We start from the raw sequence: 14,761 nt of genomic DNA, 5'->3' as shown, positions 1-14,761 counted from the left end.
GAAGGCGACAGAGGGGGTCGCCTCACGTGAAGCGCCAACCTCCTTCTGCAGCAGGTAGGCCGAGCCCGGTCGAACCGACCCCCTCTGGCCTGCCGGCCATCTCCCCCTCGAGGGGGAGATTATGCTTCAATCGCCGCCTGCCCCTCGATCTCGATCAGGAAATCCGGATTGGCGAGGCCGAGCACGCGTATGCCTGTCACCATCGGCGGCGGCCCGCGATCTGCCCAGAACGCCATCCAGACGCCGAAGGCCGGCCCGATGTCGGCATCGCCGACAATGTAGATCGACAGGCGCACAAGGTCTTCCGGCCTGGCGCCGCCGGCTTCGAGCACCATCGCCAGATTGGCGAGCGCCTGCGCGGTTTGCGCGGCGATATCGTCCTTGCCGACGATCTGGCCGTTGGCGTCGATGCCGTTCTGGCCGCCGATCAGCACGATGCGGGCCGAGGCCGGCAGCGCCACGCCTTGCGAATAGGCCGGGTTGCTGTGCATGCCCTTCGGGTTCAGCCGCTCGATAGTCATTCTCTGTCTCTTCCTCCGAAGAAATGCCGCGCCACGAAAGGGCAATCGGTCTCCGCGTTCAACGAACCATCTCGTTCGTTGAAGCCGCCATTTTCATCATGCTAGCCGAACGGGATGCCAGCCGAAACAAGCGGGCCGCGCGATCCTGACATCTCTGGCGGAGACAGCCGATGAAGATCATTGCCTATTCGCGAGTGTCGCCGCTTGAGGAGACAGCTCGTCGATGCGCCGTACGACAAAGGCTCTGCCCTTCGTGCCGACCGAAATTCACGTCAGTACGGTCGAGGATGAGAACGGCGTTCTAGGCATCCTTTCGATCCAGACGACGGAGGGCATTTTGGATTTGGCCCTCGACCTCGCGAGCGCTAACGCCATTGCAAGCGGCGTCAAGGAAATCCGGTCGAAATTGGCCGCTGAAAGTTAAAAAGAAAGCCCGGTTTCAAGCCGGGCCTGGAGGCAGATTGGGAACACCGAAGGCGGGAGATCACACCCCTTTTGGCATGCCAAATTACATCACCATCATGTCGGTTGTATGAAGTCGCGCTTATATGCTGAATAGCTAAAGTACGGAACGTCCAATGGACGAGTACAGAACGTTCGCAGGCCCCCCGGACCTTTGCCTGTCAGGGCGCAAGACTTTAGTCCTGCCACCTTATAGTTAAGAACGGAAGTTGTTCGGCACGGATATAGGGCCGTGCCGGATCAATACCAGATCGCACCCAGCCGAATATGGTGCGATCACGCAAGGCGCTCTCGGGTCCCGCCTCGGAATTGCCCTACCCCAGCAATTGCTTGCTCAGCCTTGCACACTGGATGCGGATGTCGGGAATGGCGTCGATCTCGAAGAAGGTGCCGCGCGTCAGCGGGCCGACGGCGAGGATCTTTCGCGACACCGTGCCGTCGCCGGCGATGATCTCGCAATTGGCCGACACGTCGAGGCCGATGCGCATCGGATCCGGCCGCCCGAGCCCGCGGTCGACCAGCGAGCGCACCACGCTGTTCGACGAGGTCGAGATGTCCCGCACGATGCCCGAGCAATCATAGATACGGGCGACGTCGAAAGTCTCGACGAGCTGGCTGTGGCGCGACTGGACGTCGACGCTGAAAGCCTCGCCCGGCGTGATGCCGACGACGCGGCCGGCGACAAGCCGGATGCGGCCGGATTGCACGGCTTGCGTCACCTTGGCGTAGACTTCCGGGGCCATGCGGTGGCGATGGATGTCCCACCAGGCCTTGGTGTGTTCGACGAAGCGGCGCTTGGCCGAAGCCGGCCAGTTCTGCCAGATCTTCTGGTTGAACGGCCGCAGGCCGTCGACCACGTCGCGCCAGTCGATGCCGGCCTTCTGGTTCTCGCGGATCAGGTCGCGGAACCAGCCGACGAAATAGGAAAGCTGGGTGCCGAGCGGGATGTCGGCGACATCGAGCTTAATCGGATTGCCCTTGCGGTGCGGCGACGGCAGCAGGCCACGCCGGGACACGGCGACGATCTTGCCCCTGTGGCCGCGCTGTTCCAGCGCCAGGAACGCATCGACCATACTGAGGCCGGTGCCCAGCACGATGACAGGGCTGTCCGGATCGAGCGCGGTGTCGGCTTCCGAGCCCATGCGGACCGCATGGCCTTGCGCCGGCTGCTCGTCATGGCCGGTGGCCAGTATGGCCAGATGGGCAACGACGCTGGTACCGTTGGCGAGCGCCACCTCGACACCGGACGCGGTCGGCGTGATCGACAGGCTCTCTTCATGGATCAGGCGCAGCCGCCCGGTCGGCTGCTCCTGCGCTTCGAGTTCGTCGAGCAGCTCGCCGAGGTAGCGGGCATAGATGCTGCGCGGCGCGTAGAAGGGTGTTTGTGGCGTCTGCTCCGGGCTCACCAGGCCACGCCCCTGTAGCCAGCGCCAGAAATTGCCGGGATCGTCGGCATAGGCGCTCATGCCGGCAGCACTGACATTCAGCACATGCGCCGACAGCAGCGTCGAATAGGCGATACCCTGGCCGAAATGCGGGCGCTTTTCGATCAGCGTGACGCGCAGATCCGGATTGGGTGATTTCAACAGATGCGCGGCCATCACGACGCCGCTGGCGCCGCCGCCAACAATGATAATGGAATTGGCGCGCCCGCTCATGCGCGCCTCCGCGCAGTGCGAGGCGTCAGGCCTGGACCTTCACCGTGACCGGAAGCTCGTTGATCCCCCTCGCGACCGTAAGGTCGTCGAGGACGATATCGCGCATTTCGGCGAGGCTGCGCTGATCGAGCACCTCGGCGATCGCCTGCCGGACCTCGAGCATCAGATGTCGGACTTGGCATGTCGCCTCGTTGCAGTCTTCACAGCGCTGATATTGTGTGCGGCTGGCGCAGGGAATTGGCGCCAGCGGCCCGTCGAGGACGCGCACGACATGGCCGACCTTGATCTCGTCGGCCGGCCGCGCCAGGCGGTAGCCGCCATCCTTGCCCTTGCGGCTCTGGACGAAACCGGCATTGCGCAGCTCGCCCAATATGGCGTCGAGAAATTTCTTCGGAATGTTGTTGCCGGTCGCGATATCGCCAACGAAAGCGAGCTGCCCTGCCGGCATGTACGCCAGGTGGACCAGCGCCTTGAGGCCGTACTTGCCTTTTTTGGTGAGCATAGACCCAACGTTTCTCTGTTATGCGATGGCCGGGCCATCCCTGCGAAACGCCTGGCGAGCCTCCCCGCCGCGTCCAAGCATGCATGACACATAAATTCTAGTGACATGATATACAAGCCGAGAAACGTTGAATTTGCTTCGTTTTCAAGCCGCTGCAGCCATTTTGTCAGGCCTTTGTGCCATTAAGAGCACAGAAATGCGCTGCGATGGCGACAAGGCGACAAATGGTTTCCCGCAGGACTGCCGTGTCGCGTGCCGACTCGCGCGGGATCGAAAGCCGGTGCATGCCGCGAGCGATCATGGTGCTGGGTGGTCGCTCATCATCGCCTCCAATTCGCTCATGTCGATAAGGATACTATACTTACCCTCGAACACGCGAAACGGCTTGTCAATTCCGCAGCTGTTCGAGGCATGGTTTTTGCCTGGTGTCGACCAAATAGGAAATTTTCGTTCGCAACCGGACGCGATCAGCAAACCCGGCCGATCTCTCGACGTCGTCACCGTCCTACTCGTCTTATCCAACCAAATGGTGGAGATGCATGGGCTCGTGACCGGCCGGCCGCCGCATCGCATGATCGCGCAGCCCTACCAGCCGCGATATTTCGCTCCGTCACAGCGGCGATGCCAGGGATGCGACAAGCCGGACAAGGTCGACCTGGCGCCGGACGTCCGTCTTCTCGAAAACATGGAGAAGGTGCGTCTTCACCGTGGCGCTGGCCAGACCAAGCGATTTCGCGATCTCTCGCTGGGTGCGGCCGGCGACGATCATTTCGACGATTCTGACCTCGGCGGGAGTCAGGCCATAGAGGGCCGCGAAGGCATCGAATGGAAGACTTATCGGCCTGTCGACCGGGGCGATGAAAAGAGCCGCTGTCGCCCGCCGGAACAGGCCGGGACGGCTTTCTCGCCTTTTCAGCGGCAGGACATGAATGATGCGAGGCTCGCCCGAGAGGCCACGCGTCGGAAACCCGGTGCCGCCGCGCCGCCCGAGCGCTGCCTCGTCGCCGGCCGCTTGGGCGACCGCATCCTCTATCGCCGACGAGATCGCGGGCGAGGCATCCGAGACGACAACGCGGCCATTGCTGACCTTGATCGGTTCCTTGCGGGCCAGCATGGACTCGGCGACCGGATTGGCATGGATCAGGGCCATCAGTTCATCGACAAGCACGACGCCGACCGAGAGGCTTTCCAGCACGGATGTCACGTTGGCGGCGGCAATCGATTGCAATTCGAGCATCTGGCCGATGGCGATGGCGCGCCGGAAGTGCGGAGCCAAAAGACGCAAGGCGTCAAGTTCCCCATTGCCGACAATGCCGGCCGTCTCGTGTCGGCCGAACGAAAGCGTGGAGACCATGCGCGCATTACGCTCCAATCCGATCGCAACCGCGTCGACCACCCCTTGCGGCTGGGCCCATTCGAGAAAATAGCGGCTGGCGACAAGTGCGGAATCCGGCACGGCCCGGGACTGCGCGATCGGCTCCTCGAGCGGATATTGTTTGACCCTGACGTCGCCACCCCAGAGGTCGACCAGGTCCTGGCCATAGGCGGGAAGCTCGCCGAGCTTCACCGAATCGATGCCTGTCGCGACGCCAAGCGTAACTTCGCCGCCCGGAAGCGGATACACCCCCAGAACCGCATAACAGAACTCCAGCTCCCGTCGAATGGTGTCGACGACCGATGGCCATCGGCTGGGATCGAGGACGCAATCGTAGATGGTGCCAATGAGTTCTGAAATGCGCTCCGCCGGATAGGATCGGTCAGTCATGCTGACCAACATGGGCTGGCGGCCACGGTCAGACATCGCGTGCTGCTGCGCCGATATCGCTTCAACGGGATCAATCCTCGTTCGACTTCGCGACTTGTATGTCTGGAGTCGACATCGAGGTGGGGGGCGCACCGAAAGCCAACTGAAAGTCAGTAGAAAAAAATAGAAGCTGGGTGTCAAGCCTAATCCAAATGGTGGACGCCGCGCCGACCATTTCATGATTGGGTGCGCCGGCCTGAGTTTGGACTGAGTTCAAAGCATGTGACGCGCATCAGGAGAATTCTAGATTTTCTCCGCCGCCAGTGAATGCGCCGGCACATCGGTCACGTCTTCATCTCACGGGAAAAACGGCGTCTCTGTAGCGCGAGACGGAATATTACATTTCGCTAATACTTGGAGAAATTCAAGACGACTTGCTTGTCAGCCCCGCCAACGGCCGTCCCACCGGAAGAATGTCGAAGCAACTCACGAAAGCGGGTGACCGTTGCCAGCCACGGTTGGCATCTGGCCCAGGTGTGGCCTGGCCGGGTCCCCGACGACGTGCGGTCAAAGGAAGATCTGTCAGCATGTCGGGCACGTCGGAACTCCTCCTCAACATGATGCGGGGCGCCTTGCTGGGGTTTGCGGTCGCCGCGCCCATCGGTCCCACCGGGCTCTTATGCGTGCAGCGCACGATCGCCGGCGGCATCGTACCCGGTCTGGCGACCGGCTATGGCGCGGCGACCACACATTCGGTCTATGCCTCCGTTGCTGCCGCGGGGCTCGGGGCGGTGGCGCACATGCTGATGGGCTGGCACATGCTGCTGCAACTCTGCGCCGGTATGTTCCTGCTCTACATGTCGGTGATGGCGGCGCGGCTGACACCGTCGCTGGACACGTCCCTGCAGCGCCGCATGCCGTCGGGCCGGGCCTATCTGACGGGGCTGATCTGGACGCTGGGCAACCCGATGACGCTGCTTGGTTTCCTCACGCTAACGCCTGGGATCCTGGGGGCCGGCTTGCCGTCCTGGCAAACCCTGGCGCTTGTCTCGGCCGGCGTGCTGATCGGTTCGGCGAGCTGGTGGACAACGCTGACGCTGGTCACCAACCTCTTGCGCAAGCGGCTGAGCGCGCGCGGGCTGCGCGCCGTCAATCTTGTCTTCAGTTCGGGCCTGTTCGTCTTCGCGCTGTCGCTGCTGGCCAGCGCCCTGCGCCTGGAGTTGCTGTCGTAGGGGCGGCTGAACGCGCATGTCGCTTCAAGGTTTTGCTGCCTTCTTCGGCTGCACGGCCATCGAGGGCGCGTCAGGCGGCGGGGCCGCATCGTCAGGCTTGGATTGCTCGGCGACGGGCGTGTCGGGCGCTACCGGTGCTCCCGAGGTGAGGTTGACCGACACGCCGTAGATTTTCCACTGCCGGTTCGCCGGCTCGAACAACAGCTCGAAATTGACCTGCATTGGCACCGACGGGAAAAACCCGGCCATGTGCAGCATGCCGTTCGGCTCGATCTGCGGCAAAAGGGTCAGTTGCGGATCGAGCACTGCGACAGCGCCGAAGTCGAGCGCCTGCTTGCGCTGGTTGGCAAAGATGTCGCCGAGCCCGGCTGCGCTGTTGGCCTGGAAATTCGGTGAGCCGAGATCGCGCAGCACCGTGTAGTTACCGGTCTTGTTGGCCTGGTCGAGCGCCAGCAGCGTGCCGCGGATCAGGATCAGCACGCCGTTGCGGTCGATGTTGGCCGGGCGGGCGGCATGGACCTTGTCGCCCTTTTCAGTCTTCTTCGTCTGCGCCACCGCGACGCCCAGGGATAGTGCCATCAAGCCGGCCGACAGCAAAGCGGTCACCGCGACTTGCGTCATCCACCTTGTCGATGAAGATTGCTGGCGCTTCATGTGGCCTCTGGAGTTTTATCGGAAATCGAGCCTCCGGCAGGCGGGACAGGCGGCCGCGTCCGTGGGTGGAACGCGGCCGCCAGCGGCTCTTTCAAGCCAGCCCCCTCGCACTCCGGATCACGCTGGCCGCCTCAATTCAGCGTCCATGATGCGCCGACGCTGACGCCGACATCGCCTTGGTTGGTGGTGGCCGACAAAGCGGCGTTGAGGCGGAAATCCTCGCTGGTGTTGTAACCAAGGCCGAGCGCCAGGCCCGATTGTCCCTTGAAATAGCCAAAGCCGCCGGCCAGCGACAGTTTTTCCGGCCTGTCGTCGTAACGCAGCCCCGCCGTCGCCAGCGCCAGCGCGGTGCCGGCACGGGCTTCCGTGCGGTTTTCGCTGATCTGGTCACCCAGGCCCTGGAAGCCGGCCTCGAGCGCGCCGACGCGGCCGTCGAGTTGGGTGATGTTGGTGGTGTTGGTGGTCACCCTGGTGTCGAGGTCCGCGATCTCGATGGTGTGCACCGCAATCGCGTTGGTGTTGTTGGTGATACGCGTCTCATGGTCGGCGAGTTCCGTCGTATGGTTGCTCACCGTGGTGTTCAGATTGCTGATGGCACTGCTGTTCTGGGCGACCTGTGCCGGCAGGTTCGCAAGCGTGGCGACATCGAATGTCGACGCCGCCAGATTGCCGGTGCTGTCCGTCGTCATCAGATAGGTCGGGCCGACCTGCGCAGCCTTGCTCGCCGCCGAAGCAACACCGGTCAGCGTGTAGGTGGCGAGGCCACCGCCAATCATGACCTGATTGTCGCGCGTCGTCGTCGTGCCCACACCGATGGCGATGGAGTTTTCATAGTTGGCCGTCGTATCGGCGCCGATGGCAACGGCGTTCAACGCATTTGCGTTGGCCGCGTTGCCAAGGGCCGTGGCGTTGCCGCCATTCGCCTGGGCCGAGCTGCCAAGGGCCGTGGCTTCTTTGGCGTTCGCCTGAGCCTCTGTGCCAAGGGCCGTGGCACCGTCCTGGTTCGCCCCGCCGGCGCCGGCCTGGGCCCCGTTGCCGATGGCCGTTGTATTGGCATTGTTATAGTCGGTGGTCAGGCCGCCCGCGTTCGGGTCAAAAACAAGCCCACCGGCGCCGGCGTTGACGCCGAGCGCCACGCTGTTGTCACCGAAAGCGCCCGCGCCATTGCCGACCGCAACCGAGAGAGTGCCATTGCTATTGGCGGATCTTCCGCATGCCGTGCCGCCGGTTGACGTCTGGGCGAAAGCCGCTCCACCATCCGCACCATTGAAATCCTGGCAGATGACTCCTGCCGCGCGCGCTGGACTTGGCGCGAAGGCGACAAAGCTGTTGGCCGCGACCGCCACGAATACCACTGTCCCGAGAGCCGGCACTTGGGAGGATGCCAGCCCACCGAAAACCGCCGTCGCGGCCGATCCGATGCCTTTTCGCACTTGGCGCCTAATCGCGATTGTTCTGCTTTTTGTTCCAGCCCCAGCGTCTTCCGATATGCTCACGCATCCAACCGTTTCTGCAATCACGCTCAAAGCCCTCGCTTCATTGTCAATTGATCGACCCCTGCCGGCGGCTGGCGGTCCCGCACGATGGCCGGGCCGGGCGGGAGGTGCTCCGGCCATGGCTGGGCTGACAATCAAGCAGTTGCGCACTCGGCGGTTGTGCTGCCGTCCCCGAACCGCACTCGCCTTGCAAACACCGATGTCCCCGAATTCCGCGCAGGACCGCAGCACCCGACGGGCGCAAACGAACACAAAGAAAATGCGGCGTCTTCCACCATTCGGTGGATAGCGACTGCCAGAGTTCGATGGTACCGCCCAAGGCTGTATCTCCATCTTCGGGAGATGATGGGGCTTGCCCAATCCGGGTCATGTGTTCATTTTGTTGCGATGCAACAAAGATTTTGTTGCCGTGCGGCAAGGGTATGGTGCGATGCGATCTCCTCTCTCCATGGCTCAGTTGTCCGAACTGATCGGGCTGATCTACGACGCCGCGATCGATCCCGCGCGCTGGCCCGTCGCGATCGAGGAGATGCGCATCGCGCTTGGCTTCGGGACCGCCGCCATCCGCCTGCAAGCGTTGCCGTCGGGCGAGTTGCTGGTCAACGTAACCAGCAACATTCCGCAGCCCTATGTTGAACGGATGGTCAGCTACGGCGCTGAAGTGCTCGAGCTATGGGGTGGCATGGCGGTGGTAGGCGCGCTGCCGATGGATCGGCCGGCGGTGTTGAGCCAGCTCAATCCCGATCTAGACACCACGACGAACCGCTATTTTGTCGAGTTCGGCAAACCGCAAGGCATGGTCGATTCCCTGGCACTGCCGCTCGCGCGGGATGGGCGTGGTCTCGGCTCGCTGTCCTTCAGCCGCCATGTAGATGCCGCTCCCATCAACGATCTGCAGATCGAGGCCGCCCGATTGTTGATCCCCCATCTCCAGCGCGCCGCGACGATCAACCGGCTGCTCGACATGGCGGCGATCGCCCGGTCGACCTTCCAGACGGTGCTCGACACGCTGACGGCGCCGATCTTTCTCACCACCGCCGATCTGCATGTCGTGCATGCCAATCCAGCGGCACGTGATCTCGTCGCCGCAGGCGACCTCCTCAACATCCGCAACGACGTTCTCAGCGCCAACGTCGCCGCCGTGTCCAGCGCGCTGGCCGTCGCGGTGTCGCAGGCGGCGCAGGACGAGAGCGCGATCGACCGCAAAGGGCTGGGGGTTCCGATACGCTGGCGCGACGGCTCGGCCGGGGCCTTGCATGTCCTGCCGCTGCGCCCGGGACGGGGGGCGTTCGATGCCAGCGTGGTCGCGGCGGTGTTTGTGGCACGCGCGGATACGCCCTTCGTCGCGCCGACCGCGCTGGTCGCGGCATTGTTCAGCCTGACGCCTGCCGAGGCACGTGTCTTCGAGCAGATCGCGGCGGGCCGCACCGTGGAGGAGACGTCCGACGCTCTCGACATCGGCCGCAGCACGGTCAGAACGCATCTGCTGCGGCTGTTCGAGAAGACCGGCGTGCGGCGGCAGGCCGAGCTGGTTCAGCTTGCGGCGTCGCTCGCGTCGCCAGTAGCCGCCAGCATTGGATAGCGTACGGCAAAGGTGTGGTGCGATGCGTTCTGCTCTCTCGACGGCTCAGTTGTCCGAACTGATCGGGCTGATCTACGACGCCGCGATCGATCCCTCGCGCTGGTCCGTCGCCATTGAAGAGATCCGCATCGCGCTCGATTTCGAGAATGCAGCCCTCAACCTGCAAGCGTTGCCGTCGGGCGAAGTGCTGCTCAACGTGACCAGCAACATGCCGCAGGACTACGTCGACCGGATCGCGGACTACGCCGTTGATGTTATCGACCAGTGGGGTGGGCTGGCGGTGCTGCTGGCGCTGCCGATGGATCAGCCTGCGGTGATGAGCCGCGTCAATCCAGAGGCGAGTGCGACGAACCGCTACTCGCTGGAGTGGGCCAAACCGCGGGGGTTGGTCGATGTCATGGGACTGGGGCTCGCTCGCGACGAGCGTGGTTTTGGGTCGCTGGGCCTTGGCCGTCACGAGAGCGCGGAGCCGATCGGAGACTATGAGATCGAGGCCGCTCGATTGCTGATCCCCCATCTCCAGCGCGCCGCGACGATCAACCGGCTGCTGGATATGGCGGCGATCGCCCGGTCGACCTTCCAGACGGTGCTCGACACGCTGACGGCGCCGATCTTTCTCACCACCGCCGATCTGCATGTCGTGCATGCCAATCCAGCGGCACGTGATCTCGTCGCCGCAGGCGACCTCCTCAACATCCGCAACGACGTTCTCACCGCCAGCGTGTCGGCCGTGTCCAGCGCGCTGGCCGTCGCGGTATCACAGGCGGCGCAGGACGAGAGCGCCATCGGTCGCAAGGGATTGGGAGTTCCAATACGCTGGAAGGACGGCTCGGCCGGAGCCTTGCACGTCCTGCCGTTGCGTCCGGGGCGCGGGGCGTTCGATGCCAGCGTGGTGGCGGCGGTGTTCGTGGCGCGGGCGGATACACCCTTCGTCGCGCCGACCGCACTGGTCGCGGCATTGTTCGGCCTGACGCCGGCCGAAGCGCGCGTCTTCGAGCAGATCGCGGCCGGCCGCACCGTGGAAGAGACATCCGATGCTCTCGACATCGGCCGCAGCACGGTCAGGACGCACCTGCTGCGGCTGTTCGACAAGACCGGCGTGCGGCGGCAGGCCGAACTGGTTCAGCTCGCCGCGTCGCTGGCGTCGCCCGTAGCTGGCATGGCGTAACCCTATGAGCTGACCCGGGAAGAAAAGACCGCGCCGCGCGCGAATTTCAGCTTGGCAATCCAATCCGCAAGCCAACTTGCTCGATCACGCTGGCAAGCGATGCCTTCTTGATCCGTAGCGAAATTTTCGTCCTCGCGAGTGCAGCCGGAATGAACAATTCCCCTTCACAGAACCGGCTCAAGAACTCCGCCACCATCGACAATTCGGCGTTCTTCACGCAAATGTCCACGATGCTGTCCGCCGATTTCTTTTTAAGCCGTTGAGGCGGTTGAACCCGTGGCGGACCGCAGAAACACGTGCACGTATCCTCTTCGTAGTCATACGCACAGAGACAACCACGTCCTCGTCTCGCGCACTGTACACTGCATATGCATTCATCCTCGATCGACAAGCATCTTCTCCAGTAATTGATTTCTGCCGTGGGACGACGACCGTTTCATTCCTTCAAGGGAAACGATCACGAAGCGGCGACGGCGTCATCCACCGTTCGGTGGACAGTGACGGTTCCGGCGCAACGATTTCTCGACCCGAGACCGCGCAGCATGTGAGGCCGGGCCTGCCACAGCCGCCCTATCCGCCTTGGCTCGCGTCATCGGTGGCTTTTTTCTACCAAACCCGCCTTCGTTGGAAGGATTTAACTCTACAAGAACGATAGAATTAGCTGACTATTATAGGGCAATCCGGTTTTCTCTGTTTTCATGGAGCCCTTTGATGTTCACGATTTCGCGACGCATTCTCCTTCTGTCGTCGGCCGCCCTTGCCGGCGCCGCCTTCCTTAGCCCGGCCCTGGCCGATGATTTGAAGATCACCATCGGCTACCAGACGGTGGTCGAGCCTTCCAAAGTGCCGCAGGCCGACGGCGTCTACGAAAAGGCGACCAAGGCCAGTATCGACTGGCGTAAATTCGATTCCGGTGCCGATGTCATCGCTGCGGTCGCTTCCGGCTCGGTCGATATCGGCTATGTCGGATCGAGCCCGCTGGCGGCCGCCGCCAGCCGCGAGCTGCCGATCCAGACCATCTTTGTCGTCGGCCTGATCGGGCCGTCCGAAGCGCTGGTCGCCCGCAACGGCGCCGGCATCGAGAAGGTCGCCGACCTTGCCGGCAAGAAGGTCGCCGTGCCCTTCGTCTCGACGACGCATTACAGCCTGCTTGCCGCGCTGAAGCATGAGAATGTCGATCCGAAGTCTGTCCAGATCCTCAATCTCAGGCCGCCGGAAATCGCCGCCGCCTTCGCCCGCGGCGACATCGATGCGGCTTACGTCTGGGATCCGGCGCTCGGCCAGATCAAGACGACGGGCAAGGTGGTGCTGGATTCCTCGCAGGTTGCCGCCTGGGGCGCGCCGACCTTCGACGCCTGGATCGTGCGCACCGACTTTGCCGAGAAGAACCCGGAAGCGGTGCGCGACTTCGTCAAGGTGACGGGTGCCGCCTATGCCGAGTACCTCGCCAAGCCCGACGCCTGGTCGGTGTCCTCGCCGCAGGCCGGCAAGATCGTCAAGCTCACCGGCGCCAAGCTGGAAGAGGTGCCGGAATTGTTGAAGGGCTATGTCTTCCCGACGCTCGAAGAGCAGGCCTCCGACAAGTTCCTCGGCGGCGGCACGGTCAAGGCGGTCGCGGCGGCATCCGCCTTCCTCAAGGAGCAGGGCAAGGTCGACGCCGTGCTGCCGGACTATTCGAAATATGTGACATCGAAATACGTCACCGAGGCGCTGGCCTCGAACTGAGCGCCTGACGTGTGTCTTGACGGACACGCACAGCTCCAAGACCCGCGCGTCCTTCCCTGACGCCGTGCGTGCTGTCCCGGAACTGCTGACGAGGAGCCGTTCCGGGGCAGTCGGATTTCAACAGACCTCCTGCGAGGGCTCATGCCGCATCTCGTGCTCGACAAGATCTCGATCCAGTATGACGGCCAGCCGGCACCGGCCGTCGAGCGTGTGTCGATCGACGTCGACAAGGATGATTTCGTCGTCCTTGTCGGTCGTTCCGGCTGCGGCAAGACCTCGTTGCTCAACGTCGCCGCCGGCCTGGTCACGCCTTCGCGCGGCAGTGCCACGATCAATGGCCAGCCGATCACGGCACCCGGCTCGGATCGCGCCGTGGTGTTCCAGAACGATGCGCTGTTTCCCTGGCTGACCGCGCGGGAAAACGTTGCCTTCGCGCTGCGGCTGCGCGGTGTCAGGCCGGCCGAACGGGCGCGCCGCGCCGACGAGCTTCTGGCGGTGGTCAAGCTTGACCGTGCCGGCGACAAGCGCATCTGGGAGCTGTCCGGCGGCATGCGCCAGCGTGTCGGCCTTGCCCGCGCGCTCGCTGCCGAACCGCAATTCCTGCTGCTCGACGAACCGCTCGGCGCGCTCGATGCGCTGACGCGCGAGCGCATGCAGACGACGCTGCTCGACCTCTGGACGGCAAGCCATGCCGGCGTGCTGATGGTCACGCACGGCATCGAGGAGGCGCTGGTGCTCGCCACCCGCATCGTCGTGCTGGCGCCAGGCCCGGGCCGCGTGGTGCGGACCTTCGAGCCCGGCTTCTCCAGGCGCTACGCCTCGGGCGAGGCCATCCGCGCGATCAAGGCCGACCCGGCCTTTGCCGCGGCGCGCGGCGAACTGACCGACGCCATCTTCGAGGGAGAGGCGGCATGACCATTTCCTCTTACACCGAGCGGCCCGGCTCCAGCACCGAAGAGACCGACGGCCTGTCGGTGCCGTGGTCGCGGCCGAGCCCGAAACGCCGGGGCGTTTCGGCGCGCATGATCAGCGCGGTCACCATACTGGTGGTGCTGGCGGCGTGGGCGCTGTCGGCCCGCTTGCAACTGGTGTCGCCGGTGTTCCTGCCCTCGCCGGTCGCGGTGTGGAACAAGTTCATCGTGGTTATCAGGGACGGCTTCGTCGACGCGACGCTGCTGCAGCACACTGTCGCCAGCCTTGGCCGCGTGTTTGCCGCGCTCATGGCGGCGCTTCTCATCGGCGTGCCGGTGGGTCTGGCCATCGGCATCAGCACCATCGGCCGCGGCATTTTCGATCCGCTGCTGGAGTTCCTGCGGCCGATCCCGCCGCTCGCCTATCTGCCGCTGGTCATCATCTGGTTCGGCATCGGCGAACCGTCGAAAATCCTGGTAATCGCCATCGCCATGCTGGCGCCGGTGGCGCTGTCGACGGCGTCCGGCGTTCGCGGCGTCTCGCAGGAGCGCATCAACGCCGCGCGCTCGCTCGGCGCGACGCGCACGCAAGTCGTTCGCCATGTCATCCTGCCCAGCGCGCTGCCGTCGATCCTGACCGGCCTGCGCATCGCGCTTGGCGCCGGCTGGTCGACATTGGTCGCGGCCGAACTGGTGGCGGCGACGCGCGGGCTTGGCTTCATGATCCAGTCGGCGGCCCAGTTCCTGGTCACCGACGTGGTGATCATGGGCATTCTGGTGATCGCGGCCATCGCCTTCGTGCTCGAATTCATCATCCGCCGGCTCGAGCGCGTGCTCGTCCCGTGGGCGGGACGCGAGTGATCAAACCAAGCGCAGGAGAATGACGATGACCCATTCCACCGCCGTGCTGTTTGCCCATTTCGGTGCCTGGCTGCTGGGCCTTGCCTCCGACGACAATGCGCCAAGGGACGACAGCCCGCGATCACCAACGCCGGTGCAATTCCAGGCCGGCCGCGACCGCCTGCCGCCACGCGACGAGAGTTTTTACTGGGCCTGGCAATACTGGTCGCAGTGAGGGGGTGGCTCGACTTTGCGCCAGCCCCCCG

15 protein-coding genes are annotated in these 14,761 nt (G+C 63.9%); 8 read left to right on the top strand and 7 right to left on the bottom strand.

All coding sequences use genetic code 11. The features are described 5' to 3' along the window. Positions 1-119: 119 nt before the first annotated feature. A complete protein-coding gene (locus tag AC56QX_RS06060; RefSeq protein ID WP_497114367.1) occupies positions 120-521 on the bottom strand; it encodes a RidA family protein in 402 nt (133 codons plus the stop codon). Positions 522-744: 223 nt separating this feature from the next. Between AC56QX_RS06060 and AC56QX_RS06055 the strand changes: the two genes are divergently transcribed. Further along, positions 745-945, top strand: a complete 201-nt coding sequence (locus tag AC56QX_RS06055) for a hypothetical protein (RefSeq protein WP_497114365.1) — start codon at positions 745-747, stop codon at positions 943-945. 352 nt (positions 946-1,297) lie between these two features. Here AC56QX_RS06055 and AC56QX_RS06050 read toward each other — a convergent pair whose 3' ends face one another. The 3 genes from AC56QX_RS06050 to AC56QX_RS06040 all read right to left on the bottom strand — a co-directional run bounded on the left by AC56QX_RS06050 (position 1,298) and on the right by AC56QX_RS06040 (position 4,908). Next, positions 1,298-2,641, bottom strand: coding sequence for an FAD/NAD(P)-binding protein (locus AC56QX_RS06050; RefSeq protein WP_497114362.1), 1,344 nt, complete (start codon positions 2,639-2,641; stop codon positions 1,298-1,300). A gap of 25 nt (positions 2,642-2,666) precedes the next feature. Continuing rightward, a complete protein-coding gene (locus AC56QX_RS06045; RefSeq protein ID WP_497114360.1) occupies positions 2,667-3,143 on the bottom strand; it encodes an RrF2 family transcriptional regulator in 477 nt (158 codons plus the stop codon). Between the two features lie 610 nt (positions 3,144-3,753). Continuing rightward, positions 3,754-4,908 (bottom strand): helix-turn-helix transcriptional regulator, encoded by a 1,155-nt coding sequence (locus AC56QX_RS06040; protein WP_497114358.1) that lies wholly within the window; start codon positions 4,906-4,908, stop codon positions 3,754-3,756. Between the two features lie 566 nt (positions 4,909-5,474). Here AC56QX_RS06040 and AC56QX_RS06035 point away from each other — a divergent pair. After that, positions 5,475-6,119: a LysE family translocator gene (locus AC56QX_RS06035; protein ID WP_497114356.1), complete on the top strand. Its 645-nt coding sequence runs from the start codon at positions 5,475-5,477 to the stop codon at positions 6,117-6,119. A gap of 24 nt (positions 6,120-6,143) precedes the next feature. On the opposite strand, the gene AC56QX_RS06030 is transcribed toward AC56QX_RS06035, so the two are convergent. Both AC56QX_RS06030 and AC56QX_RS06025 read right to left on the bottom strand, forming a co-directional pair. Further along, positions 6,144-6,740, bottom strand: a complete 597-nt coding sequence (locus AC56QX_RS06030; protein WP_497114353.1) for a hypothetical protein — start codon at positions 6,738-6,740, stop codon at positions 6,144-6,146. Between the two features lie 164 nt (positions 6,741-6,904). Next, the gene (locus AC56QX_RS06025) at positions 6,905-8,119 is read right to left on the bottom strand and encodes a YadA-like family protein (protein WP_497114351.1); all 1,215 of its coding nucleotides are present in this window, start codon (positions 8,117-8,119) and stop codon (positions 6,905-6,907) included. A 502-nt stretch (positions 8,120-8,621) separates the two neighbouring features. On the opposite strand from AC56QX_RS06025, the gene AC56QX_RS06020 reads away from it, so the two are divergent. Together AC56QX_RS06020 and AC56QX_RS06015 are read left to right on the top strand one after the other, a co-directional pair. Continuing rightward, the gene (locus tag AC56QX_RS06020) at positions 8,622-9,851 is read left to right on the top strand and encodes a helix-turn-helix transcriptional regulator (protein WP_497114349.1); all 1,230 of its coding nucleotides are present in this window, start codon (positions 8,622-8,624) and stop codon (positions 9,849-9,851) included. 22 nt (positions 9,852-9,873) lie between these two features. After that, on the top strand, positions 9,874-11,019 hold the full coding sequence (locus tag AC56QX_RS06015) for a helix-turn-helix transcriptional regulator (RefSeq protein ID WP_497114346.1): 1,146 nt from the start codon (positions 9,874-9,876) through the stop codon (positions 11,017-11,019). A 46-nt stretch (positions 11,020-11,065) separates the two neighbouring features. Here AC56QX_RS06015 and AC56QX_RS06010 read toward each other — a convergent pair whose 3' ends face one another. Beyond that, positions 11,066-11,236, bottom strand: a complete 171-nt coding sequence (locus tag AC56QX_RS06010) for a hypothetical protein (RefSeq protein ID WP_497114344.1) — start codon at positions 11,234-11,236, stop codon at positions 11,066-11,068. Positions 11,237-11,730: 494 nt separating this feature from the next. Here AC56QX_RS06010 and tauA point away from each other — a divergent pair, with 494 nt between their 5' ends. The 4 genes from tauA to AC56QX_RS05990 all read left to right on the top strand — a co-directional run bounded on the left by tauA (position 11,731) and on the right by AC56QX_RS05990 (position 14,730). Further along, positions 11,731-12,744, top strand: a complete 1,014-nt coding sequence (gene tauA, locus AC56QX_RS06005; RefSeq protein WP_497114341.1) for a taurine ABC transporter substrate-binding protein — start codon at positions 11,731-11,733, stop codon at positions 12,742-12,744. Positions 12,745-12,885: 141 nt separating this feature from the next. After that, positions 12,886-13,659, top strand: a complete 774-nt coding sequence (locus AC56QX_RS06000) for a taurine ABC transporter ATP-binding protein (RefSeq protein WP_497114339.1) — start codon at positions 12,886-12,888, stop codon at positions 13,657-13,659. Beyond that, entirely contained in the window at positions 13,656-14,516 is an 861-nt protein-coding gene (locus AC56QX_RS05995) for an ABC transporter permease subunit (protein WP_497114337.1), read from the top strand. Before AC56QX_RS06000 ends, AC56QX_RS05995 begins: the two co-directional genes overlap by 4 nt. Before the next feature lie 25 nt (positions 14,517-14,541). Then, positions 14,542-14,730, top strand: a complete 189-nt coding sequence (locus tag AC56QX_RS05990; RefSeq protein WP_497114335.1) for a hypothetical protein — start codon at positions 14,542-14,544, stop codon at positions 14,728-14,730. The last annotated feature ends 31 nt before the right edge of the window (positions 14,731-14,761 follow it).

It is taken from the genome of Mesorhizobium sp. RCAM 06353, assembly GCF_059683585.1.
This window is presented reverse-complemented; position numbering and strand designations above follow the sequence as displayed.

Excerpts from the sequence above, each read along its gene's own strand:
- AC56QX_RS06060 (WP_497114367.1), bottom strand. The coding sequence starts at position 521 with ATGACTATCGAGCGGCTGAACCCGAAGGGCATGCACAGCAACCCGGCC.
- AC56QX_RS06055 (WP_497114365.1), top strand. The coding sequence starts at position 745 with ATGCGCCGTACGACAAAGGCTCTGCCCTTCGTGCCGACCGAAATTCAC.
- AC56QX_RS06050 (WP_497114362.1), bottom strand. The coding sequence starts at position 2,641 with ATGAGCGGGCGCGCCAATTCCATTATCATTGTTGGCGGCGGCGCCAGC.
- AC56QX_RS06045 (WP_497114360.1), bottom strand. The coding sequence starts at position 3,143 with ATGCTCACCAAAAAAGGCAAGTACGGCCTCAAGGCGCTGGTCCACCTG.
- AC56QX_RS06040 (WP_497114358.1), bottom strand. The coding sequence starts at position 4,908 with ATGACTGACCGATCCTATCCGGCGGAGCGCATTTCAGAACTCATTGGC.
- AC56QX_RS06035 (WP_497114356.1), top strand. The coding sequence starts at position 5,475 with ATGTCGGGCACGTCGGAACTCCTCCTCAACATGATGCGGGGCGCCTTG.
- AC56QX_RS06030 (WP_497114353.1), bottom strand. The coding sequence starts at position 6,740 with ATGACGCAAGTCGCGGTGACCGCTTTGCTGTCGGCCGGCTTGATGGCA.
- AC56QX_RS06015 (WP_497114346.1), top strand. The coding sequence starts at position 9,874 with ATGCGTTCTGCTCTCTCGACGGCTCAGTTGTCCGAACTGATCGGGCTG.
- tauA (WP_497114341.1), top strand. The coding sequence starts at position 11,731 with ATGTTCACGATTTCGCGACGCATTCTCCTTCTGTCGTCGGCCGCCCTT.
- AC56QX_RS06000 (WP_497114339.1), top strand. The coding sequence starts at position 12,886 with ATGCCGCATCTCGTGCTCGACAAGATCTCGATCCAGTATGACGGCCAG.
- AC56QX_RS05995 (WP_497114337.1), top strand. The coding sequence starts at position 13,656 with ATGACCATTTCCTCTTACACCGAGCGGCCCGGCTCCAGCACCGAAGAG.
- AC56QX_RS05990 (WP_497114335.1), top strand. The coding sequence starts at position 14,542 with ATGACCCATTCCACCGCCGTGCTGTTTGCCCATTTCGGTGCCTGGCTG.